This window comes from Cerasicoccus maritimus (assembly GCA_031296935.1).
Taxonomy (GTDB): domain Bacteria; phylum Verrucomicrobiota; class Verrucomicrobiia; order Opitutales; family Cerasicoccaceae; genus Cerasicoccus; species Cerasicoccus maritimus.
Genome location: JAVDPD010000026.1, coordinates 45,335 through 63,515 on the forward strand (window position 1 = coordinate 45,335; position 18,181 = coordinate 63,515).

Below are 18,181 nucleotides of genomic sequence, written 5' to 3' on the forward strand. Positions count from 1 at the left end.
TCGGCCAAGTTAGATGAAATGTGCTCTAGGCACCCACTCGGCTTTGCCCGCGTCGAGCGTTTTCCAAACCATTATCAGGCTCTTTGAGTTGCTCGGGATCGATGCCGGCGACTACGTCAGTCCAGCTCATGCCATCTACGGGGTCTTCGCTTAAGGGCAGGGGGGTAGCTGAAGCCTCAAAACTGTAAACGCGTATTGGCGAATTGCCCCAGGCGGCCAGCCCAGTGAAGCGTAGTCCGCGGATGCTCTGTTTGACTGGTAGCACCACAAGGCGGCGGTTGTTGTCGCTAGTTTCGTGCAGGATGTTCCATTTTCCTTCGGTATTCTGGACTTCGATACAAAAGGCCTTCACGAGCTGCTTGGGCATGGAGACGGGCCCACGTCCATGTGGGTATAGCACTGGCATTTTCTTGGGGTCGTTTAGATCGCTATCAAAAACGAGGCGCGCGCAGTCGACGCTGGTTGGCTGCATGAAGTCGATAGTGATGGTTGCGCCGACAGGGCCTTCCCAAGCGTGGTCGATGTCTTCAATTTGGCGTTCATGGCCGTCGAGGAGGATACCGGCGTCGGTGTCGTGTGATGCCGAAATGTAGGCTTCTTCCATGATAGGCGAAAACGGCTTGGTCAGACCAGGCAACCAGCAATCATCTTCCATCAAGTTGCGCTGTAGTTCTTGAAGATACTCACCTTGGATGTCGCGCGGGAAAATGGATTTCTTGGCGCATAAGGCTGCTGCCGTTCCTGCCGCCTGCCCCATGATAGAAGTGGTGCCCATGACACGCGTTGAGGACATGGCGCTGTGCGTGGCTGAAATGTTGCGGCCTGCGCAAAGCAGATTTGGTATGTTGCGTGAATAGAGTGAACGCAGCGGGATGCCATAGGGGGACGGAGCGGGGTGGAAGATGGTGGGTTTTCCTGGGTAGTAAAGACCGGCGGGGTGGTGGTCGTCCATGCTCCAACCACCGTAGGCAACGATGTCTTCAAAGGGGCCTGCTGCTTCGATGTCGTGCTGGGTCATCAAGTGGTCCCCGATGTAGCGGCGGTTCTCGCGTTTGCCAGGTACGGCGCCCATCCAGCGAAGGCGCCAATTAATTAGCTTTTCTGCCTGCACGCCGCGATTTTTCATGTAGTCCCAAACGCCCCAAGCAACCTTGACGAGTTCGTCGCGGATGCTTTCGGAATCGGCAATGGAGTCTCCCAAGCCGCCGAGTTCAAGCCACCAGAAGTTGTTGCCCAAGCCATTACCCAAGCGACTGGGCAGGTTGGAGGCGTCGTCGAAATGATACGCCCAGTTTGGGGGAGTAAATGGCTGCGGCTCCGTGGTTTCCTCTAGCTGCATGAGGATGGTGTTTCCCATCGTTTTCAGGTCGGCTTGAAGCGGGGCAATCGGTTCACCAAACTCCTCTCGAGCTTCTCGACCAGTGCGGACTTCCGCGCCGGCCAGGGGCGCAAGAATGGAGTCACCGGAACAATCTATGAAATACTTCGCCTCGATACGGCGCCAAGTCTGCGAGGGCATTTCCCATGCGTCGATGGACTTCAGCTGCCCGTTTTCAACGACGGCGTCGTTGCAGGTGCAGTTGAAAAAAGTCGTCAGCCCTGGCGTCATTTTGCCAAATTCAAACAACACCGAATCCCAGACGTTGTAGAGCCCTTGCGGATTGCGGTGTATGTTGCGCAACTGAATTTCTTCCAAGATGCCGGTTTCCTTCTTGTGCTGACCGTGTGCGCCGCAGATCCACATGCGGACTTCTGATGAGGCGTTGCCGCCGAGGACTGGGCGGTCGTGAACGAGAATGACAGAGCTGCCGCGACGCGCTGCTGCGACTGCTGCGATGAGACCTGCCATGCCACCGCCGACTACACAGATGTCGGCTTGATGTTTTTCAAGAGGGAGTTTGGAATTCATGATGATGTATGACTGTCACGCATTTGGCAAATTTCGTAAAATACAAACTCTGTTCAATTGACTGAATGCGTTCAGTTTGTGCGCTTGTTGACATGCCGATGTTGCGGTTGACGCTTCCAGATCGCCATCGCTGCGTTGCTCGTTCTAGGATTAGGCATGTCTCGTATTCTGAATCTTGGATCCATCAACATCGATCATGTCTATTCAGTGGACCATTTTGTTCGCCCGGGAGAAACGCTAGCTAGCCTGCAATATTCTGTGTTTGCAGGTGGCAAGGGCTTCAATCAGTCGGTCGCGTTGGCGCGGGCAGGTGCTGCGGTGGCGCATTTGGGCGCAGTGGGCGCAGATGGCCTTTGGCTTACTCAGCGCCTAGCATCTGAGGGCGTCGACTTGAGCTCCGTGGCTCAGGTTGGCGCAGCCACGGGCCACGCGATGATTCAAGTGTCAGCTTCAGGCGAGAACGCCATTGTTCTGCATGCAGGCGCAAACCATGCATTGAGCGCGCAAGCAATCGAGCGCGCGATGGATGGTTTTGGACCAGACGACTGGCTACTGACACAAAACGAAACCAATGGCATTGCCGAAGCGATGAAACTGGCCAAGGCGAGGGGAATGAAAATCGCCTTTAACCCTGCTCCTATGACGGATGCTGTGCAGGGTTTCCCCTTGGAGATGGTTGACCTTTTTATCGTCAATGAAACTGAAGCTGAGGCGCTGGCTGGCGCTTCGATTGAGATGGCTGGAGAGGCGCTGTGCGCTTGTTATCCGCAAGCAGCCGTCTTACTGACGTTGGGTGCCGAGGGTGCCGTGTATTTCAAAGACAGTGAGCGCCATTTCCAATCGGCTGAGCGTGTGGAGGCCATCGATACTACGGCGGCAGGTGATACTTTTATCGGGTATTTTCTAGCCTCACTTTTGGCAAGAGATGACGGCGTTGAAGAGTCTCTGGCCTTGGCTTGCCGGGCGGCAGGCATTGCGGTGACGCGTCTTGGCGCATCAGACTCGATTCCACGCAGGGATGAGCTGTGAATACCGGGCTACGGTGGCTTTCGTGTGATCCATTGATTGCGTCTAAAACTCAGTTGAGCTTAGTCGGAGAGCGGCTTTGATGTCGAATTTCCGCAGCTTTACCACGACGAAACGGTTTTCGCCTCGATTCAGAAGCTGAAATTTCACCTCTCAAAATACATCTCACCGACTTGCTTAGACTGTTTAGACACCCTCTTAGGGCAGAGGTGAAAGGGTGCGCAGAAGTTAATCAGTGAAATTCCGGAGGAAGTGTGACATTTTTGAACCGTTTTTTGCTTGCCAGCCTAGGGGTCACGGCGCATCCCTTGGCCCCTTACATGAAACTCACCTTCGACAACAAGATTGCTCTGGTGACGGGCGCAGGCCGAGGAATCGGCCGAGCCATCGCCGAAAGCCTCGCGGCCGAAGGCGTCCACGTCATCTGTGTTAGCCGTAGCGAAAGCTCCTGTGGTTCCGCCGCAGAAGCCATCCGCTCTAACGGTGGTTCGGCTGAAGCCCTCGCGGTAGACGTTGGCGACTCCGCCGCTGTTTCCGCTGCCTGCGAAAAGCTCCTCAAGGAACACGAGAATATCGACATCCTCGTGAACAACGCCGGCATCACCAAGGACATGCTCCTCCTGCGCATGACCGACGAAGACTGGCTGGACGTCATCAACACCAACCTCTCCTCCTGCTTCTACTGGACCAAGGGCATCCTCCGCCCGATGACCCGTAAGCGCTGGGGCCGCATCATTAATATTTCCTCCGTAGTTGGCATTATTGGCAACCCGGGACAGACCAATTATGGCGCCGCCAAGGCCGGCATGATTGGCTTCACCAAGTCCACGGCGCGCGAAATTGCTTCCCGCGGAATCACCTGCAACGTCGTTGCGCCCGGCTTTATCGAGACGGACATGACGGCAGAGCTCAATGACACCATCAAAACTGAAGCCACGAAAGTCATCCCGCTCAAGCGTTTTGGCCAAGTAGCTGATATCTCTAACATGGTCACGTACCTCGCCAGCGAAGAGGCCGGTTATATCACCGGGCAAACTTTTTCGGTTGACGGCGGCATGGCGATGTAAACAACTTTCCTTTTTAATCCATACACCTCCCGAAATATGTCGGACAAAAGCATCGAAGATCGCGTAAAAGAAATCATTGTTAACCAGCTCAACGTAAACGAAGAGCAGGTAACCCCCGAAGCGTCCTTTTTGGATGATCTCGGCGCCGACTCGCTTGACCTCGTCGAGCTTGTAATGGCCTTTGAAGAAGAGTTTAAGGATGAGATTCAGGGCGAAATCCCCGAGTCGGATTCTGAGAAGCTGCAGACCGTCGGAGACGTTGTCAGCTACATCAAGGAAAAGTCCGCTAGCTAATTAGTTTTTTTCTGAATGGGCGGTCGCAACAACGGCCGCCCTTTCTTTTTATACTGCATGAGTGACCCAAGCTCCAAGCCGAAGGTTGTTGTTACTGGCATAGGCGTAGTCCATGCCCTGGGCAACACGACTGATGAATTCTGGGCCGGCATCACCGCTGGTCGTAGTGGCATTCGCCGACTCGAATCCTTCGACCCAACGGATTTTGCCTGCAAGATTGGCGCGGAAATCGTCGATTACGACCCCGTGCCACACTTCAACGTGCCCAAGGACGTCAAGCGCAACGACCGCTACGTCCACTATTCAATGGGCGCCAGCAAGCAGGCCATTGCCGACGCCAAGCTCGACATGGAATCGGAAGACCCGTATCGCGTCGGCGTGCTGATTGGCTCCGGCATCGGTGGTCTGGAAACCGTGCAGGATCAAGCCTGGCGCTTGAAAGAGTTTGGTCCCCGCAAGGTGTCGCCATTCATGATTCCCTCGCTGATTGCCAACATCGCTTCTGGCGTCCTGGCAATCGACATCAAGGCGAAGGGCCCGAATTTCGGTGTCGTGAGCGCTTGCTCCACGGCCACCCATGCTCTGGGTGAAGCCGCCCACATGATCATGCGCGGTGACGCCGATGTTATGATCGCTGGCGGTTCCGAAGCGGCCATCACGCAGGTTGGCTTTGCCGGCTTCTGTAGCATGAAGGCCATGAGCACCAATTTCAACGACGACCCGACTAAGGCATCCCGCCCGTTCGACGCGCAGCGCGACGGCTTCGTCATGGGCGATGGTGCTGGCGTTCTGGTCCTCGAGTCCGAGGAGCACGCCAAGGCCCGTGGTGCGAAGATCTACTGCGAGCTTTCCGGTTACGCAGCGACTTGCGACGCCTACCACATCACTAGCCCGGACGTCGAAGGCGAGGGCTTAGCCCGCGCGTTGAACCGCGCCTTGGATATGTCTGGCTTTAAGCCGGAGCAGGTGGACTACATCAACGCCCACGGCACCTCCACGCCCTACAACGACAAATTTGAGACCAAGGCCATTAAGAAGGTCTTTGGCGACTACGCCTACAAGCTGCCCGTCAGCAGCACCAAGGGCATGACTGGACACCTCCTGGGCGCCGCTGGTGGCATCGAGGCGGCCATCCTCGCCAAGGTCATTGAAACCGGCATCATTCCGCCGACGATCAACTACGAGAATCCAGACCCAGATTGCGATCTCGACTACGTGCCGAACCAGGCCCGCGAAGGTCAGAAGGTGGATGTCGCGATGAGCAATAACCTCGGCTTCGGTGGCCACAACGCCACGATTGTATTCAATCGCGCCAGCTAACCGTTCTCAATAAGCTTTCTGATGCCAAGGCGTCCGCAATCCCTGCGGGCGCCTTTGTTTTTACGGAATTAGCACTTAGTTGCGTCTAGCTTTAGTCGATTAGATCCTGGCATGATTCTCATTAATCGAAGTTGCCAAGGAACAAAAAATTCCCATTGTATTCTATCTTGTAAGGCAGCGTTATCCTGAGTTTTTCCTGCTAGCGAATCATCCGCGAAGCCGCATTTAGGCAGCGCGTTCAGACATCCGAAACACCCTAATACATTTATGTTCAAGCACATCCCTTTCGACCGCGTAGAGTGGATTACCTTCTTTTTCCTCTTTGGAACATTGTTTGCCTCGCTCACGGTCGTGCCCTGGTATCTTTTTACCCACGACATTGGCTGGTTCCAAATAGGTCTGTTCTTCTTCTATTGCTGCGCGACCGGCATTAGCATTACCCTCGGCTACCACCGCCTTTTTTCGCACATTTCATTCAAGGCCAAGTGGCCGGTCCGTCTGTTTGTAACGCTCTTTGGTGCCGCCGCCTTTGAGAACTCCGTCTTCGACTGGTGCAGCGATCACCGCCGTCACCACAAGCATGTCGACCACGATGACGACCCCTACAACATCAACAACGGCTTTTTCTACGCCCACATGGGTTGGCTGCTTTTCAAGCTCAAGCCTGAGCCACCGCAGGACAATATCAACGACCTGCGCAAGGACCCGATGCTCGTTTGGCAGCACAAATACGTGCACCTGATTGCCATGTTCATGAGCTTTGTCGTCCCGGCGGCCATAGGCTATCTCTACAACGGTGGTGAGGGCGCGATGACCGCATTCCTGCTGTCGGGCGTTTTGCGCGTGGTGGTCGTCCAGCATGCGACGTTCTTCATCAACTCCGCCTGCCACTGCGTGGGCAACCAGCCTTACTCGTCCAAGCACAGCGCGCGCGACAGCTGGCTGATGGCTATCTTCACCTTTGGCGAGGGTTACCACAATTACCACCACGAGTTTCAGCACGACTACCGTAACGGGGTGAAGCCCTGGCAGTTCGACCCGACGAAGTGGTCCATCTGGGCGCTGTCCAAAGTCGGCTTGACCTCCAACCTCCGCACCGTGTCCGACGCAAAGATCCTCCTGGCTGAGCTGACCGAAGCCCGCCGCCGCATTCAAAACGGCTTGGATCCCTACATCAAGACTCCGGCCATGCGCGAGCAATTGACCCACGGTGTGCAGCTAACCCTCGACCGACTCCACGAGGCTCAGGAAGAGCTGGCCACTCGCTACTATCAAGTCGAGAAAAGCGTCCGTGACCGTGTCGAGCTTTCAAAGGGCAAGGTCAATCAATGGCGTCGCGAGCTCAAAGACACGTTGGATCATCTGGACCGCTTGCCTGGGCTCCAGCCTATAGCCATCTAAATTTTCCCAACAACTGTTTCAAAAAGCCAACGCTGCTCGCGTGGAAAACCACTCGGTTACTGGCTTGAGTCAGATTGGAAGTAATTACGTTGTATTTCAATCTTATCCCCACCTGATCGGCCAGGCAAAATGAAAAGTGCTCCAGCACTTCGTTGCCGGTGAGTGGGCGGGTAGGGGCTATGTTCTTTGTCAGGTGAAAATGTGTCGCCCCTCAGCCTTGCACTGAAGGCACCTAACGGCTGGTTTGGGCGTTGGGGAATTCGATAAAGACCAGGCGGCTCGTAGAGGCACTGGGGATACCAGATGGCGTTTCCGGGTAGATGGACACATGTATTTCTCCATGACGCTCAATTTGGCGTCTAAGCGTAAATGTTCCTTTCCCAGTGTTGATCGGGATGATTTCACCTGCCTGCCAAACGTGCTTACCTCCCTTTTCACGGGATGAAATCGACAAGCCCAGTCGCGCATGTTTCACGGACCCCAAAACATAGTTGCCGGTGATTTCAATAATACTGCCGATAGCGAGTTCCTCGCCATTGATGACTCGAGCCGTCTTGACCTCCAATCTGTCTTGGGGTGCATGCTCATAAATTAAAATATCGATGGGCAGGGAGGTTTCGGCATGGGCAAAACACGCTAGCGCCATCGCTCCGAAACAACAAAGCATCCATGTGGCCAGTTGTGTGAACATAACTTTTTATAACCGATTATCGTTCGCATGGAAAGCCATAATTTGCCATGCCACCAATTACCTGTTCAAGCTGTTTGGCCTGCGAACGTCTATGAATGGCGACGGCAAGCTATTCTATCGGTCCAGCGGGACGCTGGCTATTTCAGGAAGTGACTGATGAAAGAGGGGATGGCTTCGAGGACGCCGGCCAGCGACTCGCCAGCCACTAGGCCTGCGGCGATGACAATGACGTATTTCGCAGCCCAATGCTTGTTGATGAGCTTCGCCAGTTCGCCGATCATCGAGCCCACGAACATTGCCAGGTTGATGAACGGCGGGATGATCAACGCGAAGCCGAGGGCTGAGGCGCTGGGGACGAATTTCTTGTGCTTTTCCGGAATGACTGCTTCGGCGACGGCCAAGGCGATGCCGATTATCAGTGCAATGATCATCGCGCCGCGCGCGCCTTCGGGAACGGCGTCGAATCCTTCGGCGAGGACTTCGGCAATCGTTTTCCACGCGGCGACTGCAGGCGCTGGCCATTCCTCTTTGAGGAGCATTTCTTGTGGATTAGGGATCAACACCTTGTAGGCCGCGCAACCCGCGATTGAGCCGGAGATAATACCAAAGACCTGGGCAACCGCCTGGGCCTTCATATTGGCGCCGATAAGCTTGCCGGTCTTTAAATCGTGCAGCATGTCGGAGCATTGGCCCGCGGCGCCTCCAGTCACATTGGCGGCCATGAGGTTGGTTGTCATGTTGGCGGGGGCGAGGAAGGCGAAGCTCACCTGCGTGATCTTGCCCAGCGCGCCGATGGGCGGAATGCCCGTCTCGCCGGACACGCGGCCCGCGATAATCGCGAGGATGAACGACAGGGCAAATGCGATGACGCCTAGCCAGACCGGGATGTCGAAAAACGCCTTTTGCGCTATGACGCTGAGCACCAGCGCAATGACGCAGCCCGCGATAAACCAACTCCGTGGGAAGTGGCGTTCGCCGCCGGGCTCGTAGTCTGCATTGTCATCGACCGCGGCGGCTTCAGCGGCGGTTTTGGCCTGCTGCTTTTGCCAGAAGATGCGCGCCAGCGAAATGAAGAACGACATGAGTGCGGCGGCGGCCATCAGCGTGACGCCGGGCCAGATCGTCCATTCGTAAATCTTGCTGTACCACGCGCCGTCGAGCGCGGGCTCGATCCAGCCTTCGGCGAGCAGTTTTTCGGGGAGCATCATCCAGCCGATTAATGTTCCGAGCAGCAGGGAAACGCCGACGCGCGGGCCAACAATTGCGCCAAAGCCATAGAGCAACAGTGAAGGCTGAAGCTCGACGCCGAGGGCGCGGTAGCTGACGAAGTCGAGGCCTTTCTGGACGATGTTGGGCGTGGTCGCGAAGCCCCAGCTTTCGGGAAGTCCTCGTGAAGGGATGGTCCAGTTTTGAGGCGCGAAAGACTGGTAGAGCTTCACGCCGCCCGCCAGCAGCCCCGCGCTGAGCAGCAGCTTGATGCGGAAGGCGGCCTCTTTCCCGTGGGCATAAATTTCGGTGATGGTTTCGGCGGTGGCGACGCCGTTGGGGAAGGGCAGGTTGTCGCGGTCGAGCATTTGCCGGCGCACGGCTAACGCGCAAATGATGCCCGCAAAACTCACTACAAACACCCACGTCACCAGCATGGGATAGTGGAACGGTTCCCCCGTAATCAACTGCAGCGCGGGGATCGGCGCGACGAGGCCGGCGGACAGAATCGAGGCAGCGGCGGAGGCGGCCGTCTGGTTGATATTGTTCTCCAAGAGCCCCCAGCGCGGACCGGCACCGAAGTGCGCGAGGCTATTCCAGAATGCATAGCTGACGAGCGCAGCCGCGATCGACATGTTGAAGGAAAAGCCAATCTTGAGGCCGGTGTAAATGTTGCACGGGGCCAGCAACGCACCCAGCAAAAAGCCGGTTGCGATGGCGCGCACGGTGAGTTGTCGCTCGGGGGAGGCCATGGTCCGGTTATCGGCCGGTGGCTCAGAATGGCAAGGGTTTATCCGGTTATCGTTCCAGTTCCAGCCGTGTGTTGCCTGTCCGCTAGGGCTGTTTTGAGTCCTGACCACTACGGTTGATGCTCCTTACGTCCATGGACGTAGGAAGGTTTCGTCCACCGACGTAGAAGCGTTACGTCCACGGACGTAAGGGGGCTACGTCCCGGGGCGTAAGGAGCGACAACCGGTAATGTGTTGCTCCAAGGACCGGGGCTAGGCGGATGCAACGCACGACTGGGTTTCAGATGTGAGCGCCCTGACTGTTGCCGAGGCATCGGAGGGGAGATTTGGCTTCAATGTCAGTCTTTTTTAGCCTGAGCCGCCGTTCTCGCAATCGATAAGCTGGGCAAAAAGCCCATTAGCCTTTGACACTTCGCATCGTTTTGAAGATGGTCTTCCCGACCCTGCGCCAACTCCAATTATCTTGGCGCGGATACCCAGGAAGTTATGTGTGGAATTGCAGGAGAAATGCGTTTTGATGCGCAGGCGCCCGACACGGCGGCTGTTGCGAGAATGATGTGTCAGATGGTCCCGCGGGGGCCTGACGGCAATGGCATGGTGGTGCGGGGCCCCGTTGCCTTGGGGCACCAACGCCTGAAAATTATCGACCTTTCAGAAGCGGCTCAGCAGCCGATGGTCGACTCAGAGAACGCGCTGACCATTGCCTTCAACGGCTGCATTTATAATTACCCGGAGTTGCGGGAAAAGCTGATTGGCAACGGCTACCATTTCTTCAGCCACGGCGATACGGAGGTCATCCTCAAAGCCTACAAAGAGTGGGGCGCCGACTGCGTGCAGCACCTTAACGGCATGTTCGCGTTTTCAATCTACGAGCGCGACACCGGCCGCCTGATCATGGCGCGCGACCGCGTGGGCATTAAGCCGCTTTATTACACGAAGGACGCCAAGCGCCTGCGTTGGTGCTCTAGCCTGCCGGGGTTGGTGCAAGCGGGCGATGTCGATACCTCGCTCGATCCCGTGGCGCTGAATTATTACATGTCGTTCCACTCGATTGTGCCGCCCGAGCGCACGATCCTGAATGGCATTAAGAAGCTGCCGCCTGCAACAGTGGCCGTGGTCGAGCCCGATGGCACGATGACGCAGTCGACCTACTGGACGCTCGAATACGGCGCAACCGAAGAACAGCAATCCTGGACCAAGGATCAGTGGGAAGACGCCACGCTCGACGTTATGCGCCGCGCAGTGAAGCGCCGTCTCGTGGCCGACGTGCCTGTGGGTGTGTTGCTTTCCGGCGGCCTCGACTCGAGCCTCATCGTTGGCTTGCTGGCAGAGCACGAAAGCCAGCAGATCAATACCTTTTCCATCGGCTTTGAAACCGTGGGCGACGAAGTGGGCGACGAATTTAAATACTCGGACATCATCGTGGACCGCTTCCAGACGAGCCACCACAAGCTGCACATCGATTCGCAGAAGGCGCTGCCCGCGCTCAAGGATTGCATCGGGCAAATGTCTGAGCCGATGGTCAGCCACGACAACGTCGGTTTCTATCTGCTCAGCCAGAAGGTCGCGCAGCACGTGAAGGTGGTCCAGAGCGGGCAGGGGGCCGACGAAATTTTTGGCGGCTATCACTGGTATCCGCCGATGATGACCGCGACCGATCCGCTGGAGAGCTACAGCAAGGCGTTCTTCGACCGCGACTTCCCCGACTACCAGCAGCTCATGCAGAGCAAGTGGGTACAGGAAGACTACGCCCGCGACTTCGTGAAGGCGCACTTCTCGATGCCGGGCACCGAAGCGCCAATCGACAAGGCGATGCGCCTAGACGCGCTCGTGATGCTCGTCGACGACCCGGTCAAACGCGTGGACAACAACACGATGGCCGCCAGCCTCGAAGCGCGCGTGCCGTTCCTCGATCACGAGGTGGTGGAGTTCGCAGCCCGCGTTCCGCCGGAGCTGAAAATCCAAAACGGCGGCAAATACATTTTGCAGGAAGCCGGGCGCAAGGTGATCCCGCACGAGGTGATCGACCGGCCTAAGGGTTACTTCCCGGTGCCAGCGCTCAAATACCTACGCGGACCGTTCCTGGATCTGGCGCGCGATGCCGTGCTCAACGACACCGCCAAGCAGCGAGGCCTCTTCCAGTCTGCCTACGTGGAAAAGCTGCTCGCCGATCCGGAAAAGCATATCACGCCGCTGCGCGGTTCCAAGCTGTGGCAACTCGCGTTGCTTGAGCTTTGGCTGCAAACGCATGGCGTCGGTTAATGGCAATCTCTCATGAATAAATCGCTCTCGTTGTCGTCATCGCAATCGCTATCGAAAAGCTGTTCGATGACGAAAGCGAATCCGATAGCGACAACGATTTTCCAACCACTCTCTACACATGGAATCTCTCAAATCTGAACCGGGCACGACGCTGCAGTGCGGTTGGGGGCGTCTGATATTTGCAGACACCTTCCCCAAGCCGGAGATGCTGGCTGAGGCAATTCTCTCCGAGCATCCCGACCAGCGCGACATCGCGCTCTACATCGTGGATCCGCATTTGGTGCTGAACTGCGCGCCGCAGCAGATCTTCCTTGATCCGTCGAACACCTACCGGTTGGACATGGCGAACTACCAGCCGTCGGACAAAAAGCCGATCGGGTTCACGATTAAGAAGCTGGAGCACAAGGAGCAGCTTGACGAGATCAACCGCATTTACTCGACGCTCAAAATGGTGCCGCTGAAGGCGGACTACGTTTGGGCGAATCGCCATGCCGAGCAGTTTACGTTTTTCATCGCGGTGCAAAACGAGACGGGCGAGGTGCTTGGCGTCGCGATGGGAGCGGACCACCAAACCTGCGGCGAACACATGCCGAACAGTTGTAGCCTCTGGGCCGTAGGTGTGGACCCACAGGCGGAGTTGCCGGGCGTGGGCACGAGCTTGTGCCGCCACATTATTGAATACTACAAGGATCTTGGTCGCGATTTCATGGATGTGTCCGTGATTCATGACAACGAAAACGCCCAGCGCCTCTACGAGAAGATGGGCTTCGAGCGTTGCTACATCTTTGCCGCCAAGCGTCGGAACCGCATCAACGAGCGCTTGTTCGTGGGCGCGCCGGCACCGGAGGGCTATAACCCGTACGCGGCGATCATCATCAACGAAGCGCTGCGCCGCGGGATTGCGGTGGACCCGATTTCACCGGAGCGCAATTATTTCCGCCTCAGTTTGGGTGGCCGCTCGGTGACCTGTTGGGAATCGCTCACCACCATGACGTCCGCCATCGCGCTCAAGCGCGCTGAGGACAAGCAGTTCACGCACGAGGTGCTGGCCAAGGCTGGGCTCTCGGTGCCCGACCAGATTATGGCCGATGATCCGCGCAAGAACGTGCAGTTTTTGAACCGCCACAAGAGCGTGGTCGTGAAGCCGGTGGCGGGTGAGCAGGGCTTGGGCATTTCGGTCGATGTCCGCTCGCAGGAGTCACTCGAAAAGGCAGTGAAGAAAGCTTACGAGCACGGCGAAAAGGTCATCATCGAGCAATACGTAGAGGGGCACGATCTGCGTGTCATCGTGATCAACCAGGAGGTCGTCGCGGCCGCAATTCGCCGCCCCCCGAGCATCATTGGCACCGGCGAACTGACGGTGCGTGAGCTCATTGAAAAACTGAGCCGTCGTCGCTCCGCCGCGACAGGAGGCGAGAGTAAGATCCCGCTCGACGAAGAGACCGAACGCTGCGTCAAGATGGCGGGTTACGCGCTCGATGACGTTCTCGAAAAAGAAGAGGTCATCGCCGTGCGCAAGACCGCCAACCTGCATACCGGTGGCACGATCCACGACGTCACGGACAAACTCGACAAGGTGCTGGCCGAGGCGTCGATCCGCGCGGCTACGGTGTTGGAGATGCCAGTCGTTGGGCTCGACTTGATGGTCAAAGCACCGGACGAGCCGGACTACGTGATCATCGAGGGCAACGAGCGCCCCGGGCTCGCCAACCACGAACCTCAGCCTACGGCCGAGAAATTTATCGATTTTCTCTTTCCGCAGAGCATTATCCCCAATGGACCGCAACCCGTGGACGAAGAAAATTTACCGACTGCATGAGCAAAGCCAAAGAAACGGAAAAGACAGTTGAAAAGCCTGTCGCCAAGGAGAAAAAGCCGAAGCCGGCACCCTTGCTAATCGACGAAGTTTACCTACAGCAAACGCTGCTCAAGCTGCTGAGCATTCACAGCCCCAGCGGCTACACCGACCCCATCGTGCGGGAGCTTTGCCACGAGCTCGATGCGCTGGGCCTCAAGTATGAGCTGACTCGCCGCGGCGCCGTCCGCGCAACTTTGCCGGGCCGCGCTTACAGCCCGGACCGCGCCATCGTTGGCCACGTCGATACACTCGGTGCGATGGTTAAGGGCCTCAAGGATAATGGCCGCCTGCGCCTCGTGCCGCTGGGGACCTGGTCCTCGCGATTTGCCGAAGGGGCGCGTGTTTCGATTTACACGGACAAAACGGTTTACCGTGGCACGATCCTTCCGCTTAAGGCTTCGGGCCACGTTTACAATGAGGAAGTCGACACCCAACCATCGGACTGGGAGCACGTCGAGCTGCGTCTCGATCAGGACTCCGCCTCCGCCGCCGATTTGAAAGAGCTCGGCTGCCAGATCGGGGATTTCGTGGGCATCGATTCTGGGGCTGAATTCCTTACCAACGGCTACCTGAACTCGCGCCACCTCGATGACAAGGCGGGCGTTGCCGCCATGTTGGCCGCCGCCAAATACATTAAGGACCACAACATCGAGTTGCCCGTGGAGTGCCACCTGTTGTTTACGATTTCGGAAGAAGTCGGCTCTGGCGCCTCCGCGATTTTGCACGGCGATGTGGCCGAGCTGGTCTCCATCGACAACGGTACCTGCGCACCGGGCCAGAACTCGAGTGAGAAGGGTGCCACGATTGCCATGGCCGATTCGTCCGGTCCCTTCGATTACCACCTCACACACCATTTGCTGAACCTCTGCAAGAAGAATGCGATTGAGCACCAGCGCGACATTTTCAAATACTACCGCTGCGACAGCGCCTCGGCCCTCGAAGCCGGTAACGACATCCGCACGGCACTGGTCACCTTTGGCCTCGATGCCTCGCATGGCTACGAACGCACGCACATCAGCTCGCTGATTTCGGTCACGCAGCTCATCATCGCCTACGTGCAGAGCCACTTGGTTTACAAGCGCCAGAAGAAGAGCCTGACATCGATCAAGGACTTCCCGCAGGTCAAGGTGACGGACGTCGAGCTAACCCAGCTTGAGCAAACCGAATCCACCGCCCAAGTCCCGCCGCCCGAGCGCCTCGCTCCGAAGGCGAAGTAGCCTTAGCGGTATTTTTCTGTCCTGTGGGCGATTTCCTCAGGAGTCGCTGGGCGAATTTTGGCGAGCATGGCGTTGTAGATAATGCCCACATGCCCGTTCCACAAGCCCGTCCGCGAGGGATCTTCACCGGGCAGCGATTTCCGGTATGCCTGTAGATAAGGTCCGTGTAACGCGGATTGCATGAGTTCTTTTTCCTTCCTGAGAGAGTCAGGATAAGAGATGAATAAGTCGCGCGCACTAAACTGAATGTCCAGCGGCCTGAGCTCGAGCTCGTAGATTTTCCCCCAAGTGTGCACGATCGCCTGATTGCCCTCGCTGGAGACGAGGCTCACGTAATGACCTCCTCGGCGTTTTCCACCATCGGTGTCATCGTAATAGCTCAGTTGCAGGACGACGAGGTTGTCGCCAGTTGCGGCTTGGGCCAGCCACTCCATGCTGGGCATTGGGCGCCATTCGATATCCACGCTGTAGTTATCGGAATAGCGTTCAAAGTATTCCACTAGCCCCATCTCCATGTCATTGGGATTTGTGCCGTTGTTGCCATCGCAAGTGCGAATGAGTCGTTGCATGGTGCGTTTGGCCTGCGTTTTTGCATTCCCCCTGGGCAGGACTTCCGGGTAAGCAGTTACTCCCCACCACATAAGGAAATTCATAATTGCCGACGGTCCGCAGGTGCCGTCGAAGTAGAAATCGGACTGATTGTATGTCGGTATCTTTGTGCGGTCAGTGGGAGTGCTTGGGGCCGTGGGCGTGGGGGCAGGCACCGTCGGCGCAGCGGTGGGTTCGGCCGATTCCTTGGGCTTCTGCTGGTCGGCGATCCACTTCTGGTCGGCGTCGCTGAGTTGCTCCAGTTGAAGCTCGAAAACGCGGAAGTCACTCTCGCGACGGACTTTAACTCTGGCCTCATCGACTTCATAGAGCTCCCCGCGAAAGCTGCGCCCCTGACGATCTGTCCATTCACGCATTTCTCCGCGCGCAACGAAAGCGACTATGCAGAAAAGAGCAGTCAGAAGTGACGAGCGAAATAGCATGTAATGTTTCCTACGAAATTTCCCTGTGTCGTAAACCTAAAATTACGCCACCCGCTCCGATGGCTCCGTCAGTTTAAGCCTTTACAAAGCGGGCGCGGGGCCCTAACTACCTCGCCCCTTCTGTTGCGCGTTAGCCTGTCGACCTACCCTGAGGACAGACTCAACGAAAGAAGGACCATGCTTAATTTTTTCCGGAAACGATCCGCGAACCTGAAAGACGACCTGCTGTCTGGCCTGACAGTGGCGCTGGCGCTGGTGCCCGAGGCGATCGCATTTGCGTTCGTGGCGGGGGTTTCGCCGATCATTGGTCTCTACTCGGCCTTCTTCATGGGCCTGCTCACCGCAATCTTCGGCGGACGTCCGGGCATGATTTCCGGTGCCACGGGCGCGATGGCCGTTGTGGTGGTCACTTTGGTGGCGGACAAGGGCGTGGAATATCTTTTCCCAACGGTGATTCTTTGCGGGATTATTCAGATGCTGGCTGGTGTCGGTAAGCTGGGGCAATTCATCCGTATGGTCCCGCACTCTGTGATGCTCGGCTTCGTCAATGGCCTGGCGATTGTGATTTTCATGGCTCAGTTTGGCAGCTTCAACACGGTGGACGACGCGGGCGATCTCGTCAGAATGTCGGGGCCGGCGCTGTGGATCATGGGCGTGCTCGTCGCGCTGACGATGGCCATCATCTGGCTGCTGCCGAAGTTTACCCGCGCCATTCCTGCATCGCTGGCGGCAATTCTCGTGGTGACGGGTTTGTCCATCGCGGTCAACAAGATGGGGCCGGAAAGCTGGGCTGCTCAGAATCAGGACAACGTGCTCCTGACCGTGGGCGATATGCTCAAGACGAACACCATCGCCAAGGCGACCGATGAAGCGCCAGAGGAACTCAAAAAAGACGGTGTCGAAGCAACTCCCGAGGCGGTCAGCGCCTACATCGAGAGTGAAGTCGCCGACAACAGCGGCATTGCGGCTGGTTTGCCCACGCTGTTTTTCCTTGATGAAAAATACGAAGTGCTGCCGCCGATGACTTTGGAAACGCTGTGGATTATTTTACCGTTTGCTTTGACCATGGCCGGCGTTGGCCTGATTGAATCTTTGATGACGCTCACGCTGATCGACGAGATCACGGAAACGCGTGGACACGGCAACCGCGAGTGCCTGGGCCAGGGCTTGGCGAACACTGTTTGCGGTCTGTTTGGCGGCATGGGTGGCTGCGCGATGATCGGTCAATCGTTAATCAATGTGAACTCCGGTGGCCGAGGTCGCGCCTCGGGGATCACGGCGGCGGTTTGTTTGCTGCTCTTCGTGCTCGTGCTGGCGCCGTGGATTGAAATGATCCCCATGGCGGCGCTGGTTGGCGTGATGTTCATGGTGGTGATCGGCACCTTTGAGTGGGCGACGTTGCACACCTGGAAGAAGATTCCCAAGAGCGACGTGCTGGTGATGGTGACTGTGGCTGGCTACACCGTGATCGCGCACGACCTCGCGACGGCGGTGATCATTGGCGTCATTATTTCGGCGCTCGTTTTTGCCTGGCAGCACGCCACGCACCTTGGCGCCGAGGAATACGAAAACGAGCAAGGCAGCAAAACCTACCAGCTCCACGGTCCATTGTTCTTTGCGTCGGTGCAGTCATTTAAGGATCTGTTCGATCCGAAAAATGACCCGGACGATGTGGTGATCGATTTCTATTTTACCCGCGTTTACGACCAGTCCGGCTTGGAGGCGATCAACGGCATTGCTGAAAAATACCGCGCCCTGGGCAAGAAGCTGCACCTCACGCATCTCTCGCCAGAGTGCCGCAAGCTACTCGACAAAGCAGGCGACATGGTCGAGGTCAATCTCTCTGAAGATCCGCAATACCACGTTGCGACTGAGCGACTGGGGTAGGGGGGACCGCTTGTCTTGAAATTTGTCTGACGATTGTCCCGATTGTGACTGGTTGGCCCCCCGTAAAATGAGTTCAATGCTACAGAGATGATTTTCTGGCAAAACCGGCAAATCGAATATGAAGAATGGGAGCAGAAGCACCGAACAGATCAACCGCAACCTTCACGAGCGTGAAGGTCAAGGGGGCATGGACGCTACGGGCCAGTCGAAATCTAAAGATAACAACCACTATATAGGACGTTTCTGAGTAATAGAAATGCTAT

At 56.8% G+C, this 18,181-nt stretch carries 13 protein-coding genes; 9 read left to right on the forward strand and 4 right to left on the reverse strand.

Annotation, left to right across the window (positions count from 1 at the left end; all coding sequences use genetic code 11):
- Positions 1–25: 25 nt before the first annotated feature.
- Positions 26–1,909 carry an FAD-dependent oxidoreductase gene (locus tag RBB62_RS15390; protein WP_309399905.1) on the reverse strand — a complete coding sequence of 628 codons (1,884 nt, stop codon included), beginning with the start codon at positions 1,907–1,909 and terminating at the stop codon, positions 26–28.
- 156 nt (positions 1,910–2,065) lie between these two features.
- Between RBB62_RS15390 and RBB62_RS15395 the strand changes: the two genes are divergently transcribed.
- From RBB62_RS15395 to RBB62_RS15415, 5 genes are all read left to right on the forward strand, one after another.
- Positions 2,066–2,938, forward strand: coding sequence for a ribokinase (locus RBB62_RS15395; protein WP_309399906.1), 873 nt, complete (start codon positions 2,066–2,068; stop codon positions 2,936–2,938).
- Positions 2,939–3,255: 317 nt separating this feature from the next.
- On the forward strand, positions 3,256–4,002 hold the full coding sequence (gene fabG, locus RBB62_RS15400) for a 3-oxoacyl-ACP reductase FabG (RefSeq protein WP_309399907.1): 747 nt from the start codon (positions 3,256–3,258) through the stop codon (positions 4,000–4,002).
- Between the two features lie 36 nt (positions 4,003–4,038).
- Positions 4,039–4,296 (forward strand): acyl carrier protein, encoded by a 258-nt coding sequence (locus tag RBB62_RS15405; protein ID WP_309399908.1) that lies wholly within the window; start codon positions 4,039–4,041, stop codon positions 4,294–4,296.
- Between the two features lie 57 nt (positions 4,297–4,353).
- Positions 4,354–5,616, forward strand: a complete 1,263-nt coding sequence (gene fabF / locus RBB62_RS15410; protein WP_309399910.1) for a beta-ketoacyl-ACP synthase II — start codon at positions 4,354–4,356, stop codon at positions 5,614–5,616.
- Positions 5,617–5,883: 267 nt separating this feature from the next.
- Entirely contained in the window at positions 5,884–7,017 is a 1,134-nt protein-coding gene (locus tag RBB62_RS15415; RefSeq protein ID WP_309399912.1) for an acyl-CoA desaturase, read from the forward strand.
- A 232-nt stretch (positions 7,018–7,249) separates the two neighbouring features.
- Here RBB62_RS15415 and RBB62_RS15420 read toward each other — a convergent pair whose 3' ends face one another.
- Both RBB62_RS15420 and RBB62_RS15425 read right to left on the reverse strand, forming a co-directional pair.
- Positions 7,250–7,708 (reverse strand): hypothetical protein, encoded by a 459-nt coding sequence (locus RBB62_RS15420; RefSeq protein WP_309399913.1) that lies wholly within the window; start codon positions 7,706–7,708, stop codon positions 7,250–7,252.
- Positions 7,709–7,845: 137 nt separating this feature from the next.
- A complete protein-coding gene (locus RBB62_RS15425; protein WP_309399914.1) occupies positions 7,846–9,666 on the reverse strand; it encodes an OPT family oligopeptide transporter in 1,821 nt (606 codons plus the stop codon).
- Between the two features lie 483 nt (positions 9,667–10,149).
- Here RBB62_RS15425 and RBB62_RS15430 point away from each other — a divergent pair, with 483 nt between their 5' ends.
- The 3 genes from RBB62_RS15430 (at position 10,150) to RBB62_RS15440 (ending at position 15,000) form a co-directional block, all read left to right on the forward strand.
- Positions 10,150–11,925, forward strand: a complete 1,776-nt coding sequence (locus tag RBB62_RS15430; protein WP_309399915.1) for an N-acetylglutaminylglutamine amidotransferase — start codon at positions 10,150–10,152, stop codon at positions 11,923–11,925.
- Between the two features lie 118 nt (positions 11,926–12,043).
- Positions 12,044–13,744, forward strand: a complete 1,701-nt coding sequence (gene ngg / locus RBB62_RS15435) for an N-acetylglutaminylglutamine synthetase (RefSeq protein ID WP_309399916.1) — start codon at positions 12,044–12,046, stop codon at positions 13,742–13,744.
- A complete protein-coding gene (locus RBB62_RS15440; RefSeq protein WP_309399917.1) occupies positions 13,741–15,000 on the forward strand; it encodes an osmoprotectant NAGGN system M42 family peptidase in 1,260 nt (419 codons plus the stop codon). Before ngg ends, RBB62_RS15440 begins: the two co-directional genes overlap by 4 nt.
- Positions 15,001–15,002: 2 nt before the next feature.
- On the opposite strand, the gene RBB62_RS15445 is transcribed toward RBB62_RS15440, so the two are convergent.
- Positions 15,003–15,965 (reverse strand): hypothetical protein, encoded by a 963-nt coding sequence (locus RBB62_RS15445; RefSeq protein WP_309399918.1) that lies wholly within the window; start codon positions 15,963–15,965, stop codon positions 15,003–15,005.
- A gap of 243 nt (positions 15,966–16,208) precedes the next feature.
- On the opposite strand from RBB62_RS15445, the gene RBB62_RS15450 reads away from it, so the two are divergent.
- The gene (locus RBB62_RS15450; RefSeq protein WP_309399919.1) at positions 16,209–17,918 is read left to right on the forward strand and encodes a SulP family inorganic anion transporter; all 1,710 of its coding nucleotides are present in this window, start codon (positions 16,209–16,211) and stop codon (positions 17,916–17,918) included.
- The last annotated feature ends 263 nt before the right edge of the window (positions 17,919–18,181 follow it).